Here is a 25,725-nt window from a genome sequence, read left to right on the forward strand (position 1 = left end):
ATTTAAAATTTATCCGTTACACAACCTTCAGAAGCTGAAGAAACGGTTTTAGCATATTTATATAATATTCCCTTTGTATGTTTTAATGCGGGAGCAGTCCATTTTGATTTTCTTTCATCCAATTCAGCATCTGTTAATTTTACATTGATGGTTTTAGCTGAAGCATCAATAACAATAATATCACCATCTTTTATCAATGCAATTGCACCTCCTGATTGGGCTTCTGGTGTTATATGACCAACTACAAAACCATGAGTTCCTCCAGAAAAACGACCATCCGTAATTAAAGCTACCGATTTTCCTAATCCAGCTCCCATAATCATTGAAGTTGGTTTCAACATTTCTGGCATTCCTGGACCACCTCTTGGTCCAACATATCTAATTACAACTACATCACCTCTTGATACTTTTCCTGCGCCAATTCCTGCATTTGCATTCTCTTCACCATCAAAAACTACTGCTTTCCCTTCAAATACATTTCCTTCTTTTCCACTAATTTTAGCGACAGAACCTTCTAAAGCAAGATTTCCAAATAAAATTTGAAGGTTTCCAGAAGATTTTAAAGCTCTTTCTGTTGGATGAATTACTTGTTGGTCATCTTCAAAACTTAATGCTTTTACTTGTTCTAAATTTTCAGCCAACGTTTTACCAGTAACCGTCATACAATCACCATGTAAATACCCTTTTTCTAACAAATACTTCATCACAGCTGGAGTACCTCCAACACCATGAACATCTTCCATTAAATATTCTCCACTTGGTTTTAAATCTGCAATTAACGGAGTTCTATCACTTACACGTTGAAAATCGTCTAATGTGAATTCAATTCCAGCAGCATGTGCAATGGCTAAATAATGTAACACCGCATTTGTTGAACCTCCCAAAGCATTTACCAAAGCAACCGCATTTTCCAACGATTTTTTAGTAATAATATCCAAAGGTTTTAAATCAAGTTCTAACAAATTTTTAATAGCCGCAGCAATACGCTCACTTTCATCTCCTTTATGAGGGTTTTCAGCCGGAATTGAGGAATTGTAAGGCAATGCAAAACCTAAAGCTTCTATAGATGAAGCCATGGTATTTGCGGTATACATCCCACCACAGGCACCAGCACCTGGAATGGCATTTTTTATAATTTCTTTGTAATCTTCTTCTGAAATATCACCTGATAACTTTTGACCTAAAGCTTCAAAAGCAGAAACAATATTTAATTTTTGACCTTTATAGTTTCCTGAAGCAATTGTACCACCATATACCATTAATGAAGGTCGGTTTAAGCGCAACATTGCCATAATAGCTCCTGGCATATTTTTATCACAACCAACAACCGTAACCAAACCGTCATAGCTTTGAGCATTCATAACCACTTCAATAGAATCGGCAATAATATCGCGAGAAGGCAAAGAATAATTCATTCCTGAAGTTCCCATAGAAATACCATCACTTACTCCAATGGTATTAAATATTAATCCAACTTGCTCTAATTTATTGACCTCTTCTTTAATTTTTGATGCTATTCCATTCAAATGCATATTACAAGGATTTCCATCGAAACCAGTACTTGCAATAGCCACTTGTGGCTTTTTCATGTCAGCATCAGATAAACCAACTGCATATAACATTGCTTGTGAAGCTGGTTGCGTTGGATCTTGAGTTACTCTTTTACTATATTTATTTAATGGCATTTATTTAGTGCTTTTTAATAATTTTTAAACAACCTATTCTTTATAATTCATTAATAGGAAAACACAAATTTAATTGAGTCAATTCTTTTGCAAGGTTTCCTATGTTTTCTTTTACAATAGCCAATATTCATTAATTAGTTTTATACGCTTGATAATATGATAGTTACGCATTTATTTTTACAATGATTACACTCTAAAAAAAACCTGCATCTTTTTATGATGCAGGTTTTAATTTTTCTCATTAAAAATTTGCATCAAGTTTTTAAGTTGATAATTATAATTTGAATTAAAATAATACTATTTTTATTGTTGTATTTCATATTTACCTCATAAAAAAACCTCCCTGAAATTAAACAGGAAGGTTTTATAATTTTTATAAACTACAATAACATTCCTAACCTCCTTGTGAAATAATCACAGAGACATTAATAGAAATAATATTGATAATTATGTTTTTCATTTGTATTGGACAAATATGAAATTATTTATTTAATAAAAAAACATTTTACACTATTTTTTTATCTCATAAGATTTATGCTACACTACTTGCTGTAACAGTTCTATCAATTTTTCGAATCAGTCCTTGTAAAACTTTCCCTGGACCAACTTCAAAAAATTCAGTTCCTCCGTCAGCAATCATTTGCTGAACAGATTGTGTCCAACGAACAGGAGCGGTTAGTTGTGCAATTAAATTTTCTTTTATTTCATCAGAATTAATTACCGCTTTTGCAACTACATTTTGGTATACTGGGCATATTGGCTCACTAAATGTTGTATTCTTTATTGCTGCTGCCAATTCTTCTCTTGCTGGTTCCATTAATGGTGAATGAAAAGCACCACCTACAGGTAATTTTATGGCTCGTTTTGCACCTTTTTCAATCAATAATTCACACGCTTTATCAATTGCTGAAATTTCTCCTGAAATAACCAATTGTCCGGGACAATTGTAATTTGCAGCTACCACAATTCCATCAACACTTGCACAAATTTCTTCAACAATAACATCATCCAATCCTAAAACTGCAGCCATCGTAGATTCTTGTGCTTCACAAGCTTTTTGCATCGCTAAAGCTCTTTTAGAAACCAACCTAAGTCCATCTTCAAAAGTTAATACTCCATTTGCTACCAAAGCTGATAGCTCACCTAAAGAATGGCCTGCTACCATTTCAGGTTTAAAATCTTCACCTAATGTTTTTGCTAATATTACAGAATGTAAAAATATAGCTGGTTGTGTTACTTTCGTCTGTTTCAATTCTTCAGCTGTTCCTTCAAACATAATAGCTGTAATATTGAATCCTAAAATTTCATTTGCTTGATCAAAAAGTTCTTTTGCTAAAAGAGAGTTATTGTATAAATCTAAACCCATTCCTGTAAATTGCGCTCCTTGACCCGGAAAAATATATGCTTTCATTTTAATTCTATTTCGTTATTTATTTCAAAATGCAAAAGTAGGAATTATTTATTATATTCGTTACAATCCAAAAACTATGAATTCGAAACAAAAAATTTGAAGCATTTACAATCTACCTTATTTTAGCTTCCACGTTTATTGCTGCATTGGTAGCTTCAAACTTAATTTAAAAACTGGTGAAGAAATTAATTTATTAAATAACATTCAATTAATCAGCTATTTATACTATTATGAAAAATATTTTAACATTTTTAACTATAGGAATTTTCACATTATTAAGTTGTGAGAAATCTGATTTAAACATTGATGCTCCAACTTGTATTAAAGATAAAATTGAAGAAATCATGAATAATAATTTGACCAATCCTCCAACTCAGGTTTGGAAATGGGAAGTTGATGGCGAAACTTATTATTATATAACCTCAGACTGTTGTGATCAATTTAATAATTTATATACTGAAAATTGTACTATTTTATGCGCTCCAGATGGAGGAATCACGGGAAATGGCGATGGAAATTGCCCGGATTTTACTTCTGAAATAAACAAAACATTAGTATGGAAGGACAATAGAAATTAGGCCTTTTTTATTTTATAGTTATGATTACTTTGTAACCTTCACTGTTTCTAACATTAAAAACGGTATTATCTTCAAATAATAAATATTGCCCTTTTACACCAACCAGTTTACCAGAATAAACATGTTCTTTTTCAAGATTTAATGTTTTTATTTTGGATGGATATTTTATTACGGGGTATTTTATCTCAGTAATCTTACCATTATTTGGTAAAAAATAATCTAAAGCTTCAGCTGGAATATATTGCTTTAATTTTTCTCTTTCTTCAATTAAGTCCGCATCTAAAACTTCATTTTTTAACATTTTTTGCCAACTCGTTTTATCAGAAACATAGTTTTTTAAAGCAATTTCCGTAATTCCTGCTAAATACCTATTTGGAACTTCTACAATTTCAATAGCTTTTGAAGCTCCTTGGTCAATCCAACGTGTTGGAACTTGTGTTTTACGGGTTACACCAACTTTTACATTGCTTGATAAAGCTAAATACACCACGTGTGGTTTCAATTGCACCTGTTTTTCATATTCTAAATTTCGGTCTTCAATATTTAAATGTGCAGTACTTAATTCGGGTTTCATAATCCAATCACCACCTTGTGCACTTTCATAAAAACAATCATAACAAAACCCTTGTCTGAAAATTTTTTTCTCCTGTCCACAACACAAACATTGATATCCTTCAAAACTTATTTCAATTTCTCGATCCAACAACTGGTTTAAATTTAAGACATCATTTTCAACGTCTAAATAATAATGTACTACGTCATTTAGCTCAGTCATCATTTTTTTTAAAACAGTTTGGTATTGCATAGAAAGTTTTTAGTAAATTTAACTCGATAAAGATACTTATAAAAAAATGCCATATCCAATAGTTAATTCAATAATTTCTTGGTTTTTAAAAAAGAGAAAGCACCAAATGGAGCTGTTTTTAAAATATCCAAATGATGTTCAACAAGAATTACTGTTTAAATTATTACAAACCGCTGAATTCACAGAGATTGGAAAAAAACATGAATTTACTACCATTAAATCATATAAAGAATTTACTGCAAAAGTACATATTCAACTATATGAATCTATTGAGCCATTGATTGAACGCGCCAGAAAAGGTGAACAGAATATTTTTTGGCCTACGCCTATAAAATGGTTTGCAAAATCTAGTGGAACTACCAACGCAAAAAGCAAATTTATACCCGTAAGTGAAGAAGCTTTAGATGATTGTCATTTTAAAGCAGGAAAAGATATGCTCTGTTTGTATTTTAATAATAACCCTGATTCACAACTTTTTGTTGGAAAAGGATTGCGATTAGGAGGAAGCAGTGCTGTTTATGAAGATAACAATTCGTTTTTTGGTGATTTATCAGCTATTATTATTGAAAATTTACCTTTTTGGGCTGATTATAGCAGTGCACCCAAGCAAGAAACGGCATTAATGAGTGAATGGGAAAGTAAAATTGAAGCTATTATAAATGAAACTATTGAAGAAGACATTACCAGTTTGGTTGGTGTTCCTTCTTGGATGTTGGTCTTGTTAAATAAAGTATTAGAAAGAACTGGAAAAAATAATATTTTAGAAGTTTGGCCAAATCTTGAAGTGTATTTTCATGGTGGTGTAAACTTCAATCCTTATAGAGAACAATTCAAAAAAATAATTCCTAAAAAGGAGTTTAAATATTACGAAACTTACAATGCTTCCGAAGGATTTTTTGCCATTCAAGATGTTAATGATTCGTTTGATTTATTATTAATGCTTGATTATGGTATTTTTTATGAGTTTATTCCTATGAATAAATTTGATGGTGAAAATTCTGTGGCTATTCCACTTGCTCAAGTAAAATTAAATGTGAATTATGCATTAGTAATTACTACAAATGGCGGATTATGGCGGTATTTAATTGGCGACACCGTAAAATTTACATCTTTAAAACCACACAGAATTAGAATTACAGGAAGAACGAAACACTTTATCAATGTTTTTGGGGAAGAATTAATTATTGAAAATGTTGAAAATGCATTGAAACAAGCTTGTTTAAAAACAGCCAGTGAAGTTTCTGAATATACTGTAGCTCCTATTTTTATGAATGGAAATAAAAGTGGTGGCCATGAATGGATTATTGAATTTAGAAAACATCCTGAATGCATTAATTACTTTACTGAAATTTTAGACAATGCTTTAAAAGCTATAAATTCAGATTATGAGGCAAAACGTTATAATAATTTAACGTTGGCAATGCCTAAAATTAATGTGGCTAAAGAAGGTTTATTTTATAATTGGTTAAAACAACATGGAAAATTAGGAGGACAACATAAAGTCCCAAGGCTATCTAATTCAAGAAAACATTTGGAAGAAATTTTACAGCTAGAACTAGTAAAGTAAAATTGTTAAATTTTTCGCTCAATAACATAATTAACCATCATTAATAAAGAGTCTTTATATGGTGAACTTGGATAAACTTCTAAAATTTCTAATGCATTTGATTGATATTCTTTCATTTTAAGAGTTGTATATTCAATGCCTCCCTTTTCTTTTACAAAAGCAATTACTTCTTTTACACGTTGCTTATCTTTATTATAATTTTTAACAGAATTTATGAGCCATTTCTTTTCCTTGTTAGTACAATTATTTAGAGCATATATTAGTGGAAGTGTCATTTTTTGTTCTTTAATATCAATTCCCGTTGGTTTTCCAATCTTCGCATCTGTATAATCAAATAAATCATCCTTTATTTGAAATGCTATACCAATTAGCTCCCCAAACAAACGCATTTTTTCAACTTCTTCAATAGGGCTTCCAACAGATGCTGCTCCAATTCCACAACAAGCAGCAATTAATGTTGCTGTTTTTTGACGAATAATTTCAAAATATATATCTTCAGTAATATCTAATTTACGTGCTTTTTCAATTTGAAGTAATTCACCTTCGCTCATTTCACGAACTGCAACTGAAATTAATTTCAAAATATCAAAATCGTTATTATCTATAGAAAGTAATAAGCCTTTTGATAATAAAAAATCACCTACAAGTACTGCTATTTTATTTTTCCACAAAGCATTTATTGAAAAGAAACCTCTTCTTCGGTTACTATCATCCACCACGTCATCATGTACTAAAGTAGCTGTATGAATTAACTCTATAATTGAAGCTCCTCTGTAAGTTCGTTCGTCAAATTTACCATTGGATACCATTTTAGCGACTAAAAAAACAAACATTGGGCGCATTTGTTTTCCTTTTCTTCTTACAATGTAGTGCGTAATTCTATTCAATAATGGAACTTTTGTAGTCATGGCTTCTCTGAACTTACTTTCAAAGAGTTCCATTTCTTCAAGAATGGGTTGTTTTATTTGTTCTACTAGCTTCATTAAGAAATCAAAAGTAAGGAAAATAGTTTAACTTTTGTTAGCTAATTGTCCACAAGCTGCATCAATATCTTTCCCTCTACTTCTTCTAACATTTACAATAATATCATTCATTTCTAAAATACTAATATAATCGCTTATTGCTTGTGGTTTTGCTTGCTGAAAATCACCATCATCAATTGGGTTGTATTCAATTAAATTCACTTTACACGGTATGTGTTTACAAAAATCAACCAGCGCCATTATTGCTTCTCTATTATCATTAATTCCATTCCAAACAACGTATTCATAACTTACTCTACTACTTGTTTTTGCATACCAATACTCTAATGCTTCTTTTAAATCTTTTAATGGAAAAGCAGCACTGAAAGGCATAATTTTAGATCTTACCTCATCAATACCTGAATGTAATGAAACTGCTAAATTAAATTTCACCTCATCATCAGCTAATTTTTTTATCATTTTTGGAATCCCAGAAGTTGAAACAGTGATACGTTTTGGCGACATTCCTAAACCTTCTGGTGAGGTTATTTTTTCAATTGCTTTTAATACATTGTTATAGTTCATTAAGGGCTCTCCCATCCCCATAAAAACAATGTTAGACAGTTTATGATTGTAATACAATAAACTTTCTTGATTGATAGCTGCAACCTGATCAAAAATTTCATCAGGATTTAAATTTCTCATTTTCTTTAATCGAGCCGTTGCACAAAAACTACAATCTAAACTACAACCAACTTGACATGAAACACAAGCAGTAGTTCTAGATTCTGTTGGTATTAAAACCGATTCTACAATTAGTCCATCGTGTAATTTAACTGCATTTTTAACAGTTCCATCAGCACTGCGTTGCATAGTATCTACTTCAATATGATTAATCACAAAATTGTTTTGCAACATTTGGCGAGTTTCCAATGAAATATTAGTCATATCCTCAAAAGTATGCGCACTTTTACTCCACAACCATTCATAAACCTGATTTCCTCTAAACGCTTTATCACCATTTTCTACAAAAAAACCTCGTAGTTCATCTTTTGTAAGGGCGCGTATGTCTTTTTTCGGATTCATTTTAGTAGTAAGTTTATAAAAAGATTCCCGCATATGCGGGAATCCATCCATTAAAAAATAGTATTTGTATTATATAATCAACATCGCATCTCCATAAGAGTAGAACCTATATTTTTCTTTTACAGCTTCTTCATATGCTTCCATTAAAAAATCGTACCCTGCAAAAGCAGCAACCATCATCATTAATGTAGATTTTGGCGTATGGAAATTTGTTATCATACAATTAGCAATGCTAAAATCATGAGGAGGAAAAATAAATTTATTTGTCCAACCATCAAATTCATTTAAACGACCATTTGAAGAAACTGAACTTTCTATAGCTCTCATTGCAGTTGTGCCAACAGCGCACACTCTTTTTTTATTATCAATTGCATTATTTACAATTTTTACAGATTCTGCAGTTACAATTGCTTTTTCAGAATCCATTTTATGCTTCGATAAATCTTCTACTTCAACAGCACTAAAAGTTCCTAAACCAACATGTAAGGTAACTTCAGCAAAATCAATCCCTTTAATTTCTAAACGTTTCATTAAATGTTTAGAAAAATGTAACCCAGCAGTTGGAGCAGCTACAGCACCTTCATGTTTTGCGTAAATTGTTTGGTAACGCTCTGCATCACTAGCTTCAACTTCTCTTTGAATATATTTTGGTAATGGTGTTTCACCTAACTCTTCTAATTTTTTTCTAAACTCTTCGTAAGAACCATCATATAAGAAACGTAAAGTTCTTCCTCTAGAAGTAGTATTATCTATAACTTCAGCTACTAAGCTTTCGTCATCTCCAAAAAATAATTTATTTCCAATTCTAATTTTTCGTGCTGGATCAACTAAAACATCCCACAATCTACTTTCTGCATTTAATTCTCTTAATAAGAAAACTTCAATTCTAGCTCCCGTTTTTTCCTTTTCACCATACATACGTGCTGGAAAAACCTTTGTGTTATTCAAAACAAATAAATCACCTTCATCAAAATAGTTAATTAAATCTTTAAATAATTTGTGCTCAATTGTTTTTTCTTTTCTGTTCAAAACCATTAAACGAGACTCATCCCTATTTTCTGTAGGGTATTCTGCCAATAACTCATCCGGTAATTCGAATTTAAATTTTGATAACTTCATGTGTTTATTTTTATTATTTTTTTAGTGGACTTTGAAACATACTCATTATTTTTTCTTCAGAAAAGCAATTTTTATAATTCGTGTTTCATCATTTTTTTAAAGAATGAGCGCAAATATACAACATCGGCATAGGCGTTGTCAAGTGTTTCGCAATAAAACTTTGTTTATGTGCCTTTTAACGTGTAATTTTTTCTAAATCTTCCCAGAAAGTCGGGTAAGACTTTGACACTACATTAGGATCTTCAATTTGAATTGACACCTTTGTTGCTAATGGTGCAAATGCCATAGCCATTCTATGATCATCATAAGTTGAAATACTAATATTCTCATTAATAATACCGCTCCTTTTTAAATGCAAGGACTCATTTGTAATTTCTATCTCACCTCCTAATTTACCCAATTCGTTTTTTAAAGCAACTAATCGATCTGTTTCTTTAATTTTTAAGGTGTGCAATCCTCTTATATTGCATTCTACTCCTAATCCAAAACAAGTTACTGCAATAGTTTGGGCAATATCAGGTGCGGATTTCAAGTTTAAATTTAAACCCCTATTAATTAGGATATTTTTGTTTTTTAATAGCAGTTTATTGTTCTCAAATATTGTTTCAACTCCCAACCTATTATACAAAGTTGCCAAAATTGAATCGCCTTGTAAACTGTTTATTTTATAGGTTGAAAGTGTTATTTCAGAATTAGGGCTTAATGCACACAAACTATAAAAATAGGAAGCTGAACTCCAATCAGATTCTACTTCAATTATTTTATTTTTAATTTTTCTTTTGGGTGAAACAGTAATTGTTTTATCAACCCATCTATGTGTTATTCCAACAGAATCGAGTAATTTCAAGGTCATTTTAATATAAGGAACTGAAGTTACATCACCTATAAATTTTAACTGCAATCCGTTTTTTAAAGTTGGCGCAATTAATAATAAAGCCGAAATATATTGACTACTTACATTCCCATCAATTTCAACAATACCTTTTTCTAATTTTTTGCCTGAAATTTTTAAAGGAGGATATCCTTCTTTTTCTAAATATTGAATATCTGCACCCAATGAAGTTAAAGCATCTACTAAAATTTTAATAGGTCTGTCTTTCATTCTATGAGAACCTGTTAAAATAATTTCAGAATTTTCTTTTACAGAAAAATATGCCGTTAAAAAACGCATTGCTGTACCTGCATGACCAATATTTATTTCATTTGAAGTATTTGCCAATGCATTTTGCATTAAAACAGAATCATCAGAATTTGAAATATTTTCAATTTTTAAATTTGGATAAAACTGCTGCAAAACCAGTAATCTATTTGTTTCACTTTTAGATCCTGTAATTTGAATGCTTCCAGTAACTTTGTTCTTTACTTTATTGATTTTAAGTAAATCCATCTCCTATTTAAATTCGTAATTTAAAATAAATTATTTTTTTATAAACTTGTAATATCCAGCCATTAAAGATCCATAAAGAACAGACATTAACAATTGCATTCTTACAAATTGTTCCCAATTAGAAGATGAAAAAAGCTCTTCAGTCATTCCTGATATACTGCCATTTGCAACAATGGAAAAAATTATTTTTATAGCAGAAACAACCACTAAAAATACAATTCCAAATCTTAGTGTTAAACTTAAAAAAGATTGATTTTTATAAGTATTCATTTATTTTAATTTTATATTATTTTGGTGGCGATCGTGATCGCGTTTTGTTTTAACCTCCATTTTATTATCAAAAGAAGCCTGTAAATCTATTCCTGTTTGGTTTGCTAAGCACAAAACTACAAAAACAACATCAGCCAATTCTTCCCCTAAATCTTTACCTTTATCACTTTCTTTTTCACTTTGTTCACCATAACGTCTTGCAATAATACGCGCTACTTCACCAACTTCTTCAGTTAACTGAGCCATATTTGTAAGCTCATTAAAATATCGGACTCCGTGTTCTTTTATCCAAGTATCAACAACTAGTTGTGAGTTTTTAATATCCATAATGCTGTTTTTAATAGAGTTTCAAAGGTAGTGATTTATGTTATTCCTAAAAAATCAATAATCTACTTAGAACCTAAATAGCTACTTGCAATGAAAGCAGATTCAATTTACTAATTTTTTAAATAGGTTAAGAACGCTTCTCTAGAAATTTCATCGGCTCCTAAACTTGCTAAATGATTGTTATAAACCTGACAATCTATTAACTTATAATTTTCTTTTTCCAGTTTTTGAGCCAAATAAATAAAAGCCATCTTTGAAGCATTACTTACTTTACTAAACATACTTTCACCGCAAAAAACATTTCCTAAATCAATCCCATATAAACCACCAACCAATTTCTTGTTACATTGAGCAGAGTCTAAATGTTGCCAAACTTCAACCGATTTTGCAATTCCTTTTTTATGAAGTTCAATATATGCTTGTTGCATTTCATGGGTAATCCAAGTTCCACCTTGATCTGCAGTTCTAAAAATGGTTTTACAATTAGAAATTACTGCTTCAAAATTCTGGTTATAAGTTACTGTAAATTCTTCTTTTCGAATTATTTGCCTCATACTTTTTGAAATTTTTAAATTTTCAGGAAACAACACCATTCTAGGGTTTGGACTGTACCAAATTATGGGTTCACCTTGATTGTACCATGGGAAAATTCCACTTTTATATGCTAACAACAATCTTTCAACCGATAAATCTCCACCAACTGCCAACAAGCCATCTTCATTTGCAAAATGCACTGGAGGAAATATCAATTCTTTTGAAAGTAGATACATTTTAAATTATTTTTATCAAATATAATGGAACAAAAAAGAGAAAAGTTTACACTTTTCTCTTTTAATATATTGTTTTAGATTTACTTAAAAAGGTAAATCATCTGGTTCACTATCGTTTAAATCAGAAGTTGTTTCTAAATTATCTAAAGGTGCCATTGGCGGAACAGAACCTCCTGCTCCTTGTTCAGCTTCAACTCTCCAACCTTGTATTGCATTAAAATAAACAGCTTCTCCTTGTGGATTAATCCACTCTCTACCTGTTAAATTAATTGATATTTTTACATCTTGTCCTACTTGAACATTATTCAATAAATCACATTTATCTTGTACAAATTCAATTTTTAACATTTGTGGATACTGGTCATTTGTAGTCAATACCATTTCTCTTTTTCTAAAACCACCTGTTCCAAAAGTTTTGGTTTCTTCAATTTTTTTAATTTTTCCTGTAACTTCCATATCTTAAAATTAATTCATTAAAAGTACTTTCCAAGCACTTATCACATCATTTTTTTCTAAAAATGCTTTCGCAAATGTATGTTTTTTTGTAGAATTATAACCCACATAATTAGCATGTTCTTTTGCAAACTTATCAACATCCTCTTCACAAGGAATTGCTTCAACATTTCCCAACATTCCTAAATCGTTACCTGTTAAAACAACACTATTTCTAATTTCAGAAGGAATCGCATCAACACCTATACCTAAAGTTGTTATTGGTTTTGGAATTTCAAAAAATCCATCCTTTGCTCTTGAATATAAACTACCTCCTGCTCTTGCAACCAAATCTAATTTTTGTTGATCAACATTCCCCTCTTTATCTAAAAAAGCTTCATTTATGTGTAATTTCACAACTTCACAAATTACTAAATTTCCAGCGCCTCCTTCTTTACCTAATTCAATTATATCTGTTACTTTACATTCTAATTGTACTGGTGATTCAGCAACTCTAAAAGGGGTTACTTTTTCAGAAGCTAACATTGTAAAACCTGCCTTTTCAAACTCATTTATTCCTTTGGGATATTCTGTACTTGATAGAGACATTTGCTGTACAATATCATAATTTACCATATTAATCACCACTTCTTTGGTTGTTTTAACATTTTCTAAGGTATGTTTAATTGTGTTTCCACGAACTCTACGTGCAGGTGAAAAAATTAAGATTGGTGGATTTGCACTAAATACATTAAAAAAACTAAAAGGTGATAAATTCGGATTCCCATCAACATCAATTGTACTTGCTAAAGCTATTGGCCTTGGCGCAACAACACTTAATAAATAATGATGTAATTTTGATGTTGATATGTCTTTTGGATTAATACTTAACATTGTTTTCAATTTTAAACAAATATAAATAATTAGACTTATAAATAATATCGATTATATTTTTAAGTTATAACAACATAAATTCTATATTTGAATATGGCTTCGCAAAAAAATTCTCAAATTATTAGATGGGCTGTAATAATAACTTCTTTTATTATTGTTGCACTTATTTTGTGGAACACCTATGACTTTTTTAAAAAATTTAAAACTGAAGAACGTGCTAAAATGGAAATTTTAGCAAAAGCTTACGAGCGTTTTAGTACCGCTGATTTAGATGCTGAAATTTCATTAGAGTCAAAAATTATAGGCAACAATCATAATATTCCTATGATTATTACCAATGAAAAAGACAGTATTGCAGAATGGTCTAATTTAGATATTGAAAAATCAAAAGAATCTAAATTTTTACAGAAGCAACTTTCTATAATGAAAGGGCAAAACAAACCACTAATTATAAATTATATTGTTGATGATGAAGTATTTACATCATACATTTATTATAGAGATTCTGATTTATTAACCAAATTAAAATATTACCCTGTTGCACTAATTCTTATCTTATTTTTGTTTGCTAGTGTAATTTATTTATTTTTTAAATCGAATAAAGTTGCTGAACAAAATAAACTTTGGACAGGAATGGCAAAGGAAACAGCACATCAAATTGGCACACCATTATCTTCTCTATTGGGCTGGATTGAAATTTTACGCCTTGAAAATACTGATGAAGAAACTGTTAAAGAAATTGAAAATGATGTGCATAGATTAAATACCATTGCTGAACGATTTTCTAAAATTGGTTCTATTCCTATATTAAAAAAACTTGATATTGTTTATGCTACCGTTAGTTCTTTTAATTATTTAAAATCAAGAAGTTCTAAACAGGTTGAATTTATTTTTAAAGCTCCAAAAAAAGAAATTTTAGCAAATATAAACCTTCAATTATTCAGTTGGGTTATTGAAAATTTAGTAAAAAATGCTATTGATGCTATGGAAGGAAAAGGTAAAATTGAGCTTATTATTTCTGAAAATGAAAAAAATGTAACTATTACCATTTCTGATACTGGTAAAGGCATTCCAAAAAAAATACAACAACAAATATTCTCACCAGGTTTCACCACAAAAAAACGTGGCTGGGGATTGGGTTTATCGCTTGCGAAAAGAATTATTGAAGATTACCATAATGGTAAAATTTCAGTATTAAAATCTGAAATAAACAAAGGAACTACTTTTTCTATTTCGTTAAATAAATAAGGTTATAAATTATCTGAAATTGCTTTTGCTATAGCTTCAAATTCTTCAGGTTGTAATTTCACTTTTTTAATAAATTGTATATCTTCCATAGCTTGTAAAGGAATTAAATGCACATGCACATGAGGCACTTCCAATCCAATAACACTCATTCCAATTCTCTTACAAGGAACCCCTTTTTCAATGGCAATGGCAATTTTTCTTGAAAAAATCATCAACTCATTAAACGTTTCCTCATCTAAATCAAAAAGCTTATTTACTTCTTCTTTAGGGACAACTAATGTATGACCTTTTGCATTTGGATTAATATCTAAAAATGCGTAGAATTTTTCATTCTCTGCAACTTTATACGAAGGAATTTCACCATTAATTATTTTTGTAAATACTGACATCTTTATATTTTTAACCAAAAGTAAGAAACCCTTCTCAATTAACAAACTGAAAAGGGTTTACACTATTTCATTTCCTTTTTTTTATCTCGAAATTTCTAAGATTTCAAAATTCATAACACCACTAGGAACTTGAATTTCAGTAATATCGCCAACTTTTTTGCCAAGCAATCCTTTGCCTATTGGAGAATTTACCGATAACTTCCCTTGTTTAATATTAGTTTCAGAATCAGCCACCAATGTATATGTAAATTCCATATTGTTAGCAGTATTCTTTATTTTTACAATTGAATGAATTAGTATTTTAGAAGTATCTAAAAGTGATTCATCAATTATTCTAGCATTAGAAACTACCTCTTTTAACTTTGCTATTTTTAATTCTAAATGCGATTGTTCTTCTTTTGCTGCATGATATTCAGCATTTTCACTCAAATCACCTTTATCTCTTGCTTCAGCAATATCATTACTAACTCTAGGACGCTCTACATGTTCTAAATGTTCTAGCTCTTCCTTCAATTTTTTCATTCCTTCTACTGAATAGTACGAAACATTACCCATAACTTTTTATTTTAATAAATACAAAAAATCTCAATACTGTTTGCCAGAATGAGATTTAATACAAATGTACAAAATATTTGTAAATTGCAAGCGTTTACAAATAAACTTCAAATTATTACGATGCAAAAGCTACTTTATTTATTTTTTATTGTTGTGCTCATTTCCTGTGAAAAAAATGAGACTAATGATGTTTTGCCTTATGCGCCTGTTGATATTACACTTAATTTGAATTTACCTCTATACCAAAAGCTACAAATACCTAGTGAATGGATTTATATTGATGCTGGCGCAAACAAAGGTTTACAAGGAATTTTTCTGCAAAATGTAGGCTTAACACCGCCTTATAAAGCATTTGAAAGAGCTTGCCCAAATAATGATTGCAATACGCCAATGGTTTTTGATGGAAGCTTAAGAATGAAATGTCCTTGTGACAATAGTGAATACAGTATTTTAGATGGTGCTCCTCAAACCTCTGGGAATTTTCATTTTGCAAGAGAGTATAAAGTCAATCAAATAAATCCTACTACTTTAATTATTACCAACAATTAACCTCTTAATTAAAAACAGATGTCTATTTTTGTACGAAAGCAATAAAAAGTGAAAAATTATTTCTCCTCAAATTTTAAATTAGGTGTCTTAGGTGGTGGTCAGTTAGGGAAAATGTTACTTACTGAAACTCAAAAATTTGATATTTATACCAGTATTTTAGATAATTCTACTGAAGCTCCTTGTGCGCAAATTTGTAATGAATTTCATCTTGGAAGTCTAATGGACTTTGATACCGTTTACAATTTTGGAAAAAAAGTAGATTTATTGACTATTGAAATTGAACATGTTAATATTGAAGCCTTATTAAAATTAGAAAATGAAGGTTTAGAGATTTATCCACAACCTAGCGTTTTACAAATTATACAACACAAAGGCAGACAAAAAGATTTTTTTGTTAAAAATAAGATTCCGACATCGCCACACAAACGGTTTTCTACCATCAAGAAATTAAAAAATGAACGTTTAAAATTTCCGTTTGTTTGGAAATCAGCTCAATTTGGATATGATGGTACAGGAGTTAAAATTGTTAAAAACCAAAATGATATAAATACATTAGCTGATGTTGAGTGTATTATCGAAGAATTAATTCCTTTTAAAAACGAATTAGCCGTTATTGTTGCAAGAAATAAAAATGGAGAAATAAAAACATATCCTGTAGTAGAAATGGAATTTCATCCTGAAGCAAACCAGGTTGAATATGTAATTTGCCCAGCAAGAATTTCAGCTGAAGTTGCTGAAAAAGCTAAAAATATTGCTTTGAAAGTTGCTGAATCATTTCAGCATATTGGTTTATTAGCTGTTGAACTATTTCAAACTGAGAATGATGAAATTTTAGTGAATGAAGTTGCTCCAAGAACACACAATAGCGGTCATTATAGCATTGAAGCCTCTTATACAAATCAATTTGAACAACATTTACGAAGCATTTTAAACCTTCCGTTAGGAAATACCGGTAGTAAAGTTGCAGGAATTATGGTAAATTTGGTTGGAGAAGAAGGTTTTTCAGGTGATGTTTTTTATGAAAATATGGAAGAAATCTTAAAAATGGATGGAGTAACACCCCATATTTATGGAAAAAAACAAACAAGACCTTTTAGAAAAATGGGGCACGTAACAGTAGTTAATAACAATTTAAATGAAGCTCGAAAAATAGCTGAAAAAGTAAAAAATACGATTAGAGTAATTAGTAAATAAGCATATTATGAGCAAAGTAGGAATTATTATGGGAAGCATTTCAGACCTTCCAATTATGCAACAAGCCGTAGATATTTTACAAAGTTTTAACATTGAAACTGAGGTTGATATTGTTTCAGCACATAGAACTCCTGAAAAATTATTTGATTATGCGAAAAATGCTCACACACGTGGAATTTCAGTAATAATAGCAGGTGCTGGAGGTGCTGCACATTTACCAGGTATGGTCGCATCTATGAGTCCGCTTCCAGTTATTGGAGTACCTATAAAATCTAGAAATTCTATTGATGGATGGGATTCTGTATTGTCAATTCTTCAAATGCCAGGTGGTGTTCCTGTTGCTACAGTTGCGTTAGACGGTGCTTTAAATGCTGGAATTTTAGCTGCACAAATTATTGGAAGTTTCAATAAAAATATACAAGATAGCATTCTTCAATACAAAGAAGATTTAAAAATAAAAGTTAAAAACGCTGCATTAGACCTTAAAAATAATTTATAAAGTGAGGCTCATTTTTGCTAAAATTACATCTCCTTCATGGTTTTTATAACTAAATTTAGGAGTTAAAGTATTTATGTATTTCTTTTCAACTAAACCTTTTACATTTACAATCATTTTTAGGTTTTTAGCCATTTTTGATTCTGTTTCATAAAAATAGCTTTGTATTGAGGTTGTTTTCATTATAGTATGCCAATTAAAAAATTATTAAGTAATATTTAAACGCACAAATACTTCTTTAGTATATTTTTTAACAAAAAAAACATATTAAATCACACTTAAACTATGGTTCATTATTAATTATAACTCGCCATATTCAAAATTAGATACAATATAATATCTTTACACAATAACAATTATTCCTACTTGAAAAAATGAAAAATCCATTATTAAATAATTTTAACACACCTTATTCAACTGCTCCTTTTTCAAAAATTAAAAACAAACATTTTAAACCTGCTTTTATTGAGGCTATTAAAATAGCTAAAGAAGAAATTGATGTAATTACAAGCAATACTGAAGTTCCAACTTTTGAAAATACTTTAGAAACATTAGAATTTTCGGGACAAATATTGGATCGAATTTCAAGTATTTTTTATAATTTAAACTCGGCAGAAACCAATGATGAGATTCAAAAAATTGCTCAAGAAGTTTCACCAATGCTAAGTGAGTTTTCAAACGATATTACTTTAAATAAACAACTATTTAAAAGAATACAATTAATTTATGATATAAAAAACGAACTTAATTTAAGCCCTGAACAAGACACTTTGTTAACAAAAAAATACAAAAGTTTTGTACGAAATGGTGCTAATTTAAATGAAAGCGATAAAATAGAACTTAGAAAAATTGATGCTAAACTTTCAACATTAAAATTAAAATTTGGAGAAAACGTACTGGCTGAAACACAAGCATTTGAGCTTCATTTAACTGATAAAAAACAATTAAAAGGTTTGCCTAAAAGCGCAATAGAAGCTGCGCAAATGGTTGCCAAACAAAAAGACAAGGAAGGTTGGATTTTCACTTTAGATTATCCAAGTTATATTCCATTTATAACTTATGCAGATGATCGATTACTTAGAAAAAAAATGGCTCTAGCATTTGGGGCAAAAGCATTTCAAGACAATGAATTTAACAACCAACAAATAGTTTTAGACTTAGTTAAATTAAGATATAAAAGGGCCACTCTTTTAGGATATGAATCTCATTCTCATTTTGTTTTAGAAGAGCGAATGGCCGAATCTCCTAAAAACGTAATTACTTTTTTAGATGATTTATTAATAAAAGCCTTGCCTGCTGCACAACAAGAATTTGAAAATCTTTCAAATTTTGCTAAAAAAGATGGAATTCATCAACTTGAAAAATGGGATAGTGCATATTACTCAGAAAAACTTAAAAAAGACCTTTTTGATTTAGAAGAAGAACAACTAAAACCATATTTTAAATTAGAAAATGTAATACAAGGTGTATTCACCGTTTCCAACAAACTATTTGATTTACAGTTTGAAGAAATTAATACCATAGACAAATACCACGAAGATGTTAAAACTTATAAAGTCACAGATTCAACCGGTAATTATATTGCGGTTTTTTATGCTGATTTTTTTCCGAGAAAAGGTAAACGAAATGGTGCTTGGATGACTTCTTTTAAAGGACAATGGAAAAAAGATGGAGAAAACTCAAGACCACATATTTCAATTGTATGTAATTTTACAAAGCCTACTGAAACTAAACCTTCATTACTAACTTTTAATGAAGTTACCACGCTGTTTCACGAATTTGGACATGCATTACACGGAATGCTAGCAGATACAGTATACCCAAGTTTATCTGGAACAAATGTTTACTGGGATTTTGTAGAACTTCCAAGTCAGTTGTTAGAAAACTGGTGTTATGAAAAAGAAGCTCTAAATCTTTTCGCTAAACATTATGAAAGTAATGTATCCATTCCTATGGATTTCATTGAAAAAATAAAAAAATCCTCTAACTTTTTGGAAGGAATGCAAACACTTAGACAGTTAAGCTTTGGAATATTAGATCTCAATTGGCATAGTAAAAACCCTTCTGAAATAAAAGATGTAAAAGAATTTGAAACTTTAAGTTTTAAAAACACTCAATTATTTCCTGATGTTAAAGAGAATTGTATGAGCACTTCGTTTTCTCACATTTTTCAAGGAGGTTATTCTTCGGGTTATTATTCTTATAAATGGGCAGAAGTTTTAGATGCTGATGCATTTTCTTTATTTTTAGAAAAAGGTATTTTTAATAAAGAAATTGCTCAAAAATTTAAAGATGCTATTTTAACAAAAGGTGGCACTGAAAAACCAATGGATTTATATCTTAATTTCAGAGGTCAAAAACCAACAAATACTGCTTTACTTAAGCGAGCCGGATTATTAAAGTAGTTGAAATGATAGAAATAAAAGATATATTTATATCATAAACGAATATCATGAATATTATAAAATACACGATTTAATAAATATTTGGTTGTTTTTCTCAAACAAATGGTAAATTATTCGATTTATTTTTTGTTTAATAAATAATTTATTGTAATTTAGCACTGTTAAAATTTCATTACCCCAAATTAAACTCGTGAAATTTGATTTGACATATTGCCCACAAATTAATCAACCCCAAATACAACCCCTATTTGATTAATTAAACAACAAAATCATCAAGCTTGGTTTTATGCAAAAGTAAGCTTGATGATTTTTTTTAAGAAAATCAAAATTCAAACTTCCCTAATTTCATTAATATAATTTGAATAATAGTATTTAGAGTACTAATTGTAACTCTGAAGTGGTTATGCTAAAATGTTTTGCTAGTTACAAATTAACGGAATAATAACTCTGAGTTTAAAAAACCGTATCCCAAAAATTTAAAAACCTTATAAATAGTTAGTTGCTTAAAATTTCTCTTTAGTCCTATTAAATTTGATTAAAAAAAAAGAACTTTGCTAGAATTTATATTAAAAAATTCTAGCAAAGCTCTTTAAATATTTTAAGAAAAAGCAGCCGCAAATAATAACTTGAGAAAATTGTCGTCCCCACAACGGTAGTATAATCAAAGTTTCTTATTGTACGACTGCTAAATTTTTATTTCATTTTTATAATAACAAATTCTGTTCTTCTATTCAATTGGTGTTCTTCTTTAGAACATTTTACACCATTCGAACATTTATTAACCAATTGAGTTTCCCCAAAACCTTTATATTCTGTAATTCTACTTGAATCTATTCCGTTAGAAATAATATACTCGTAAGTCGATTTTGCTCGTCTATTAGACAATGCTAAATTGTATTGATCATTTGCTCTACTATCAGTATGTGACTCTAATCTAATTACCATACCTGGATATTTATTCATTAAAGCAACAACCTTATCTAATTCTAACGCAGCATCAGGTCTAATATTGGATTTATCCAAATCAAAATAAATAATTTCTAAATCAGCTAACAAAACTACATCTTCAATAGGTTTTAAACCTACATTTAAATTAACAACTAATTCCTTTTCTTTATCTAAATTAAATGAATTAAATTCTTTGGTTAAACTGGTGTATTTTTCTTTTGAACCTTCTAATGTAAAGTTGGCGTCTCTGTCTACAATATGTTCATAATATCCATTTGCTTCTGTTATAAAATAAGCTATTTCCTCTCCATTAGCATCTTTTAAAACTACTTTAGCATCAACGATAGGCTCATTATTTGCGTCATCAAAAATCTGACCTTTAAGCATTAATGGTGGTATTCTTGTAAATTTATAAATATCATCATCTCCAACACCACCTTCTCTATTTGAAGAAATATACCCATCAAAACCTTCTTCTGATAAATAATAAGAAAAATCATCTTTTAAACTATTTATAGGTTCTCCAAGATTTAAAATATTTACAACAGAATTGTTTTCATCTTCTATGGTTGCAAAAATATCTAACAAACCAAAACCTACATGACCATCAGAAGAGAAAAATAAAGTTCCTTCATTATGAATAAATGGAAACATCTCATTTCCTTCTGTATTCACAATGTTACCCATATTTTTTGGGGTTCCTAATGTCCCATCTTCATTTATAGCTACTACATAAATATCTGCACCACCTATACCGCCTGGCATATCTGAAGTGAAATATAATTTTTTGCCATCACTACTTACTGAAGGATGCCCAACAGAATATTCATCATTATTAAAATGAACTCCTTTAATATTGGTCCAAACTCCATTCACTAACTCCGCACTAAATATTTTAAGGTTATTTATCCCATGTTTATCAGACCCCTTTTCACCTTCAAAAAAATTATTTCTTGTGAAATACATTTTTTTTCCATCAGCTGTAAACGAAGCTGGACCTTCATGATATATAGAATTTACATCTCCTTTTATTTTTTCAGCTTGTTCAACTGAACCTCCTTTTTTAACTTGATAAAGGTCTAAAAATGGCTGGGCATTCCAAGCATATTTTCTTTTAGTTGATACTCCTTCGTCTTTTGAAGATACAAATACAACTTCATTATTATATTCAACGGCTCCAAAATCACTAAAAGGTGTATTAAAATTCGTTTTAGTTAATGAATATTGTTTTTTTAAATTAAACATAGCACTTATAAAATCCTCTTTATCTAAAAATTCAGTAACTCTTGAGTCTTTACTTGCTTCTTGTTTATACTTATCAATCCATATTTTTGATTCATCATAATTACCTACGCCTCTTAATGCTTGCGCATAGAAATAATAATATTCTACAGGAACATTTTCTTGTTGTACAACATATTTATAAACTTCAGCAGCTTCTTTAGGTTTTCTTAAATACATATAAGAATCACCCAATTTTCGAGTTACATAACTTTTATTAAAATTTGTATCTATTAATTTCTCGTACTTTTCAATTGCTTTTACAAACGAAAAACTGTTATATAGTCTGTCCGCTCTTTTCAATTTTCCCGATTGTCCAAATGAAGATGAACATATCAATAAAAAAACAATTGTTGCTAATTTTATAGTTTTCATAATTTTAGTTCTATCTGATTAAAAATATCTAGGTGATTTCATTTTAGCTTTCGTGTATTTAAACTCGTACATTAATAAAATCTCATGAGATCCTGTTGTATAAGGTCTAATTTCACCCGTTGGTATTTCGTAAGTATAACCTATTCTAAACTGTTCAGAAACTTGAAAATCTACAAGAGCTCCAATAGCTCTTTGTTTTCCATTAATTCTATATGAACCTCCTAACCAAAATTTTTCATCAAATAATAAGTTTGCCGTTAAATCTGTTGATAAAGCTGCTCCTTTGGTGTATTTAAGCATAAATGAAGGTTTTAATTTTATGTTTTCATTCAAATCAAAAACATAGCCTCCAATACCATAATAATGAACTACTTCTAAAGCAGTATATTCAGAATTATTTAAATCATTCGTTAAAAGTTTTGGAATTGATAAACCTAAATACCATCTCTCACTATGTAACAAGATACCTGCTCCAAAATTAGGATTCACTCTATCCAACCTATCATTAAAATATTGATCATTCCCATTCACGGCTGAATTGTACAATTCACTTGCTAATTTATAGGTGGTTAACCCTGCTTTTAAACCGAAGCTAATTTTAAACTTATCATTCCCTTGAATAGTGTATGAAAAATCTCCATAGATATATGTCAAATTCTCATAACCAGTTTTATCATTAATCATTGACAACCCTAATCCAACTTTTTCATTTCGCAATGGTGAATGAATTGATAAAGTTTGAGTTTGTGGTCCCCCATCAAATCCTGCCCACTGATTTCTATTCAATCCAACTATACTTAACGCTCCTCTACTACCAGCATAAGCTGGGTTAACAGCTATTGTATTATACATATATTGCGTGAACTGTGGTAATTGCTGCGCATTAGAATACTCAAACCCTAAAATTAGCAATACTATAATTATAATTAAACGCTTCATAGTTATATTTTTATTAATTAGTTCCTAAATAAATATATCCTGTTATTGGTTGTAACAATTCTCCGTCAGGAACTATTACATTAACAATATAATAATAAGTTCCTGTAGGTAATTTATTATTTGTACCCATAGTTAAACCAGAGTTATTATGGTAACCACCCCAGTTATTTTTATAATCATTAGATTCAAATACAATTTTTCCCCAACGATTAAATATTTTAACTATATATTTACAACCACCGTCATCACCTGCTAATGACCCTACTCTAAATGTATCATTTACACCATCATTATTTGCAGTTACAACTTTAGATATATCGTCTGCAGTTGAACAAGGGAATACAATACAATCCTTTTCTAATGAAAGATTTGAAACACAACCTAGACTAGATGTATATGTAAAATTATATATTCCATTTTCTAAATCAATAACATTAAATGTGCTACCTGTTATTAATCTACCTGAAGTATCTAAACTTACCCATTCTCCTTCATCATTTGCAGCTATACTTAAATAGTTATTCAAATCAATAGATTGTACAGGGTCACCATTAATATCAAATAAATCGTCACAAATAATATCTGTAAATTCTGTTACACCATTATTAATTGTTAAATTCAACGTTGCTGTATTTATACATCCTACTTCATTCTCACTCTCAAAAGTATAAACTCCACTTTCTATATAAACAACTTCATTCCAAGTATAACTATCACAAGCCGTAATATCTTCTGTTGAAGTTGTGCTATTGTTGATGGTTAAGTTTAACGTTGCTGTATTTATACATCCTACTTCATTCTCACTTTCAAAAGTATAAACTCCACTTTCTGTATACGTAACTTCATTCCAAGTATAACTATCACAAGCCGTAATATCTTCTGTTGAAGTTGTGCTATTGTTGATGGTTAAGTTTAACGTTGCTGTATTTATACATCCTACTTCATTCTCACTCTCAAAAGTATAAACTCCACTTTCTGTATACGTAGCTTCATTCCAAGTATAACTATCACAAGCCGTAATATCTTCTGTTGAAGTTGTGCTATAGTTGATGGTTAAGTTTAACGTTGCTGTATTTATACATCCTACTTCATTCTCACTCTCAAAAGTATAAACTCCACTTTCTGTATAAGCAACTTCATTCCAAGTATAACTATCACAAGCTGTAATATCTTCTGTTGAAGTTGTGCTATTGTTGATGGTTACCATAAAACTCTCCTCGTCACTACAGAAATTCACTGGTTTACCTAAACTTGAAAGTTCACTTTTCCCTCCATCATTATTTAATAATGTAGAGTCATAAATCCATACAATTTGTGTTGTCGTAATTGGGCCTAATATAAGTTGCCCACCTTTTAACTGGCTATCATCATAATAAGCTTCATTTCCTGTTAGATTTGTACCTAATATAGTTGGTAAAGTAAAACTATCGCAAGCTGTTTGATCACCAGGATTAGTGATGTCAGGAGTTTCATTAATCGTTAAATTCAATGTTTCGGTATGAACACATCCCGCTGCATTTAAACTCTCATAAGTAATTCCACTTACTGATGCTGTATACGTTTGTCCGTTTCCTAATGGAGCGGCCCAAGTATACGTATCACAAGCTTCTGCTATTGTTGTATGAGCGGTGCTTTCGGTAATGGTTAAATTCAATGTTTCGGTATGAACACATCCCACTGCATTTGTACTCTCATAAGTAATTCCACTTACTGATGCTGTATACGTTTGTCCGTTTCCTAATGGAGCGGCCCAAGTATACGTATCACAAGCTTCTGCTACTGTTGTATGAGCGGTGCTTTCGGTAATCGTTAAATTCAATGTTTCGGTATGAACACATCCCGCTGCATTTGTACTCTCATAAGTAATTCCACTTACTGATGCTGTATACGTTTGTCCGTTTCCTAATGGAGCGGCCCAAGTATACGTATCACAAGCTTCTGCTACTGTTGTATGAGCGGTGCTTTCGGTGATCGTTAAATTCAATGTTTCGGTATGAACACATCCCGCTGCATTTGTACTCTCATAAGTAATTCCACTCTGTGATGAAGTATA

Annotated in this window: 25 protein-coding genes; 7 read left to right on the forward strand and 18 right to left on the reverse strand. The window is 30.2% G+C overall.

The features are described from left to right. Window positions 1-2: 2 nt before the first annotated feature. Window positions 3-1,685, reverse strand: a complete 1,683-nt coding sequence (gene ilvD, locus ABY863_RS01920; protein WP_372792567.1) for a dihydroxy-acid dehydratase — start codon at window positions 1,683-1,685, stop codon at window positions 3-5. A 532-nt stretch (window positions 1,686-2,217) separates the two neighbouring features. Then, window positions 2,218-3,096, reverse strand: a complete 879-nt coding sequence (gene fabD / locus ABY863_RS01925) for an ACP S-malonyltransferase (RefSeq protein WP_372792568.1) — start codon at window positions 3,094-3,096, stop codon at window positions 2,218-2,220. A 230-nt stretch (window positions 3,097-3,326) separates the two neighbouring features. On the opposite strand from fabD, the gene ABY863_RS01930 reads away from it, so the two are divergent. Next, window positions 3,327-3,674, forward strand: a complete 348-nt coding sequence (locus tag ABY863_RS01930) for a hypothetical protein (RefSeq protein ID WP_372792569.1) — start codon at window positions 3,327-3,329, stop codon at window positions 3,672-3,674. 7 nt (window positions 3,675-3,681) lie between these two features. Here the strand turns inward: ABY863_RS01930 and ABY863_RS01935 are convergent, their stop codons facing one another. Further along, window positions 3,682-4,479: a DUF2797 domain-containing protein gene (locus ABY863_RS01935; protein WP_372792570.1), complete on the reverse strand. Its 798-nt coding sequence runs from the start codon at window positions 4,477-4,479 to the stop codon at window positions 3,682-3,684. 46 nt (window positions 4,480-4,525) lie between these two features. On the opposite strand from ABY863_RS01935, the gene ABY863_RS01940 reads away from it, so the two are divergent. After that, window positions 4,526-6,046, forward strand: a complete 1,521-nt coding sequence (locus ABY863_RS01940; protein WP_372792571.1) for a GH3 auxin-responsive promoter family protein — start codon at window positions 4,526-4,528, stop codon at window positions 6,044-6,046. A 5-nt stretch (window positions 6,047-6,051) separates the two neighbouring features. On the opposite strand, the gene ABY863_RS01945 is transcribed toward ABY863_RS01940, so the two are convergent. The 9 genes from ABY863_RS01945 to ABY863_RS01985 all read right to left on the reverse strand — a co-directional run bounded on the left by ABY863_RS01945 (window position 6,052) and on the right by ABY863_RS01985 (window position 13,293). Continuing rightward, the gene (locus ABY863_RS01945; protein ID WP_372792572.1) at window positions 6,052-7,029 is read right to left on the reverse strand and encodes a polyprenyl synthetase family protein; all 978 of its coding nucleotides are present in this window, start codon (window positions 7,027-7,029) and stop codon (window positions 6,052-6,054) included. Between the two features lie 27 nt (window positions 7,030-7,056). Continuing rightward, window positions 7,057-8,094 carry a 23S rRNA (adenine(2503)-C(2))-methyltransferase RlmN gene (rlmN, locus tag ABY863_RS01950; protein ID WP_372792573.1) on the reverse strand — a complete coding sequence of 346 codons (1,038 nt, stop codon included), beginning with the start codon at window positions 8,092-8,094 and terminating at the stop codon, window positions 7,057-7,059. A gap of 69 nt (window positions 8,095-8,163) precedes the next feature. Next, on the reverse strand, window positions 8,164-9,213 hold the full coding sequence (gene queA / locus ABY863_RS01955) for a tRNA preQ1(34) S-adenosylmethionine ribosyltransferase-isomerase QueA (protein ID WP_372792574.1): 1,050 nt from the start codon (window positions 9,211-9,213) through the stop codon (window positions 8,164-8,166). A gap of 175 nt (window positions 9,214-9,388) precedes the next feature. Continuing rightward, window positions 9,389-10,600 (reverse strand): 3-phosphoshikimate 1-carboxyvinyltransferase, encoded by a 1,212-nt coding sequence (aroA, locus tag ABY863_RS01960; RefSeq protein ID WP_372792575.1) that lies wholly within the window; start codon window positions 10,598-10,600, stop codon window positions 9,389-9,391. Window positions 10,601-10,630: 30 nt separating this feature from the next. Then, window positions 10,631-10,870 carry a hypothetical protein gene (locus ABY863_RS01965; RefSeq protein ID WP_372792576.1) on the reverse strand — a complete coding sequence of 80 codons (240 nt, stop codon included), beginning with the start codon at window positions 10,868-10,870 and terminating at the stop codon, window positions 10,631-10,633. Continuing rightward, complete coding sequence (locus ABY863_RS01970; protein ID WP_372792577.1) at window positions 10,871-11,197, reverse strand: nucleotide pyrophosphohydrolase; 327 nt, start codon at window positions 11,195-11,197, stop codon at window positions 10,871-10,873. Between the two features lie 110 nt (window positions 11,198-11,307). Beyond that, window positions 11,308-11,967: a leucyl/phenylalanyl-tRNA--protein transferase gene (gene aat / locus ABY863_RS01975; protein ID WP_372792578.1), complete on the reverse strand. Its 660-nt coding sequence runs from the start codon at window positions 11,965-11,967 to the stop codon at window positions 11,308-11,310. Window positions 11,968-12,051: 84 nt separating this feature from the next. After that, window positions 12,052-12,423 carry a DUF3127 domain-containing protein gene (locus ABY863_RS01980; protein WP_372792579.1) on the reverse strand — a complete coding sequence of 124 codons (372 nt, stop codon included), beginning with the start codon at window positions 12,421-12,423 and terminating at the stop codon, window positions 12,052-12,054. Between the two features lie 9 nt (window positions 12,424-12,432). After that, complete coding sequence (locus ABY863_RS01985) at window positions 12,433-13,293, reverse strand: flavin reductase family protein (protein ID WP_372792580.1); 861 nt, start codon at window positions 13,291-13,293, stop codon at window positions 12,433-12,435. A gap of 93 nt (window positions 13,294-13,386) precedes the next feature. Here ABY863_RS01985 and ABY863_RS01990 point away from each other — a divergent pair, with 93 nt between their 5' ends. Further along, window positions 13,387-14,541, forward strand: coding sequence for a sensor histidine kinase (locus ABY863_RS01990; RefSeq protein ID WP_372792581.1), 1,155 nt, complete (start codon window positions 13,387-13,389; stop codon window positions 14,539-14,541). A 2-nt stretch (window positions 14,542-14,543) separates the two neighbouring features. Here the strand turns inward: ABY863_RS01990 and ABY863_RS01995 are convergent, their stop codons facing one another. Together ABY863_RS01995 and greA are read right to left on the reverse strand one after the other, a co-directional pair. Beyond that, the gene (locus tag ABY863_RS01995) at window positions 14,544-14,930 is read right to left on the reverse strand and encodes an HIT family protein (RefSeq protein ID WP_372792582.1); all 387 of its coding nucleotides are present in this window, start codon (window positions 14,928-14,930) and stop codon (window positions 14,544-14,546) included. Between the two features lie 81 nt (window positions 14,931-15,011). Next, window positions 15,012-15,485, reverse strand: a complete 474-nt coding sequence (gene greA, locus ABY863_RS02000; RefSeq protein ID WP_372792583.1) for a transcription elongation factor GreA — start codon at window positions 15,483-15,485, stop codon at window positions 15,012-15,014. Window positions 15,486-15,605: 120 nt separating this feature from the next. Between greA and ABY863_RS02005 the strand changes: the two genes are divergently transcribed. From ABY863_RS02005 to purE, 3 genes are read left to right on the forward strand one after another with little or no spacing between them, the layout of a single operon-like run. After that, window positions 15,606-16,034, forward strand: a complete 429-nt coding sequence (locus ABY863_RS02005; RefSeq protein ID WP_372792584.1) for a hypothetical protein — start codon at window positions 15,606-15,608, stop codon at window positions 16,032-16,034. Between the two features lie 48 nt (window positions 16,035-16,082). Next, entirely contained in the window at window positions 16,083-17,228 is a 1,146-nt protein-coding gene (locus ABY863_RS02010; RefSeq protein WP_372792585.1) for a 5-(carboxyamino)imidazole ribonucleotide synthase, read from the forward strand. Between the two features lie 7 nt (window positions 17,229-17,235). Further along, the gene (gene purE / locus ABY863_RS02015) at window positions 17,236-17,727 is read left to right on the forward strand and encodes a 5-(carboxyamino)imidazole ribonucleotide mutase (protein ID WP_372792586.1); all 492 of its coding nucleotides are present in this window, start codon (window positions 17,236-17,238) and stop codon (window positions 17,725-17,727) included. On the opposite strand, the gene ABY863_RS02020 is transcribed toward purE, so the two are convergent. After that, window positions 17,722-17,907, reverse strand: a complete 186-nt coding sequence (locus tag ABY863_RS02020) for a hypothetical protein (protein ID WP_372792587.1) — start codon at window positions 17,905-17,907, stop codon at window positions 17,722-17,724. The two genes, purE and ABY863_RS02020, sit on opposite strands and share 6 nt — an antisense overlap. 191 nt (window positions 17,908-18,098) lie before the next feature. Between ABY863_RS02020 and ABY863_RS02025 the strand changes: the two genes are divergently transcribed. Beyond that, window positions 18,099-20,129: a M3 family metallopeptidase gene (locus ABY863_RS02025; protein WP_372792588.1), complete on the forward strand. Its 2,031-nt coding sequence runs from the start codon at window positions 18,099-18,101 to the stop codon at window positions 20,127-20,129. Window positions 20,130-20,822: 693 nt separating this feature from the next. Here the strand turns inward: ABY863_RS02025 and ABY863_RS02030 are convergent. The 3 genes from ABY863_RS02030 to ABY863_RS02040 all read right to left on the reverse strand — a co-directional run. Beyond that, window positions 20,823-22,733: an OmpA family protein gene (locus tag ABY863_RS02030; RefSeq protein ID WP_372792589.1), complete on the reverse strand. Its 1,911-nt coding sequence runs from the start codon at window positions 22,731-22,733 to the stop codon at window positions 20,823-20,825. Window positions 22,734-22,751: 18 nt separating this feature from the next. Further along, window positions 22,752-23,672 (reverse strand): type IX secretion system membrane protein PorP/SprF, encoded by a 921-nt coding sequence (locus tag ABY863_RS02035; protein WP_372792590.1) that lies wholly within the window; start codon window positions 23,670-23,672, stop codon window positions 22,752-22,754. Between the two features lie 13 nt (window positions 23,673-23,685). Beyond that, window positions 23,686-25,725: gliding motility-associated C-terminal domain-containing protein (locus ABY863_RS02040; protein ID WP_372792591.1), on the reverse strand; the 2,040-nt coding region annotated here is incomplete at its 5' end.

The organism is Lutibacter sp. (assembly GCF_041562875.1).
Taxonomy (GTDB): domain Bacteria; phylum Bacteroidota; class Bacteroidia; order Flavobacteriales; family Flavobacteriaceae; genus Lutibacter.

Bases quoted from the DNA above. Each gene is read 5' to 3' on its own strand.
- ABY863_RS01990 (WP_372792581.1), top strand. From the start codon at position 13,387: ATGGCTTCGCAAAAAAATTCTCAAATTATTAGATGGGCTGTAATAATA.
- fabD (WP_372792568.1), bottom strand. From the start codon at position 3,096: ATGAAAGCATATATTTTTCCGGGTCAAGGAGCGCAATTTACAGGAATG.
- aat (WP_372792578.1), bottom strand. From the start codon at position 11,967: ATGTATCTACTTTCAAAAGAATTGATATTTCCTCCAGTGCATTTTGCA.
- ABY863_RS01935 (WP_372792570.1), bottom strand. From the start codon at position 4,479: ATGCAATACCAAACTGTTTTAAAAAAAATGATGACTGAGCTAAATGAC.
- ABY863_RS01930 (WP_372792569.1), top strand. From the start codon at position 3,327: ATGAAAAATATTTTAACATTTTTAACTATAGGAATTTTCACATTATTA.
- ABY863_RS02005 (WP_372792584.1), top strand. From the start codon at position 15,606: ATGCAAAAGCTACTTTATTTATTTTTTATTGTTGTGCTCATTTCCTGT.
- ABY863_RS01945 (WP_372792572.1), bottom strand. From the start codon at position 7,029: ATGAAGCTAGTAGAACAAATAAAACAACCCATTCTTGAAGAAATGGAA.
- purE (WP_372792586.1), top strand. From the start codon at position 17,236: ATGAGCAAAGTAGGAATTATTATGGGAAGCATTTCAGACCTTCCAATT.
- aroA (WP_372792575.1), bottom strand. From the start codon at position 10,600: ATGGATTTACTTAAAATCAATAAAGTAAAGAACAAAGTTACTGGAAGC.
- ABY863_RS02030 (WP_372792589.1), bottom strand. From the start codon at position 22,733: ATGAAAACTATAAAATTAGCAACAATTGTTTTTTTATTGATATGTTCA.
- ABY863_RS01970 (WP_372792577.1), bottom strand. From the start codon at position 11,197: ATGGATATTAAAAACTCACAACTAGTTGTTGATACTTGGATAAAAGAA.
- greA (WP_372792583.1), bottom strand. From the start codon at position 15,485: ATGGGTAATGTTTCGTACTATTCAGTAGAAGGAATGAAAAAATTGAAG.
- ABY863_RS02025 (WP_372792588.1), top strand. From the start codon at position 18,099: ATGAAAAATCCATTATTAAATAATTTTAACACACCTTATTCAACTGCT.
- ABY863_RS01940 (WP_372792571.1), top strand. From the start codon at position 4,526: ATGCCATATCCAATAGTTAATTCAATAATTTCTTGGTTTTTAAAAAAG.
- ABY863_RS02035 (WP_372792590.1), bottom strand. From the start codon at position 23,672: ATGAAGCGTTTAATTATAATTATAGTATTGCTAATTTTAGGGTTTGAG.
- ABY863_RS01985 (WP_372792580.1), bottom strand. From the start codon at position 13,293: ATGTTAAGTATTAATCCAAAAGACATATCAACATCAAAATTACATCAT.
- ABY863_RS01965 (WP_372792576.1), bottom strand. From the start codon at position 10,870: ATGAATACTTATAAAAATCAATCTTTTTTAAGTTTAACACTAAGATTT.
- queA (WP_372792574.1), bottom strand. From the start codon at position 9,213: ATGAAGTTATCAAAATTTAAATTCGAATTACCGGATGAGTTATTGGCA.
- rlmN (WP_372792573.1), bottom strand. From the start codon at position 8,094: ATGAATCCGAAAAAAGACATACGCGCCCTTACAAAAGATGAACTACGA.
- ilvD (WP_372792567.1), bottom strand. From the start codon at position 1,685: ATGCCATTAAATAAATATAGTAAAAGAGTAACTCAAGATCCAACGCAA.
- ABY863_RS02020 (WP_372792587.1), bottom strand. From the start codon at position 17,907: ATGAAAACAACCTCAATACAAAGCTATTTTTATGAAACAGAATCAAAA.
- ABY863_RS01995 (WP_372792582.1), bottom strand. From the start codon at position 14,930: ATGTCAGTATTTACAAAAATAATTAATGGTGAAATTCCTTCGTATAAA.
- ABY863_RS01980 (WP_372792579.1), bottom strand. From the start codon at position 12,423: ATGGAAGTTACAGGAAAAATTAAAAAAATTGAAGAAACCAAAACTTTT.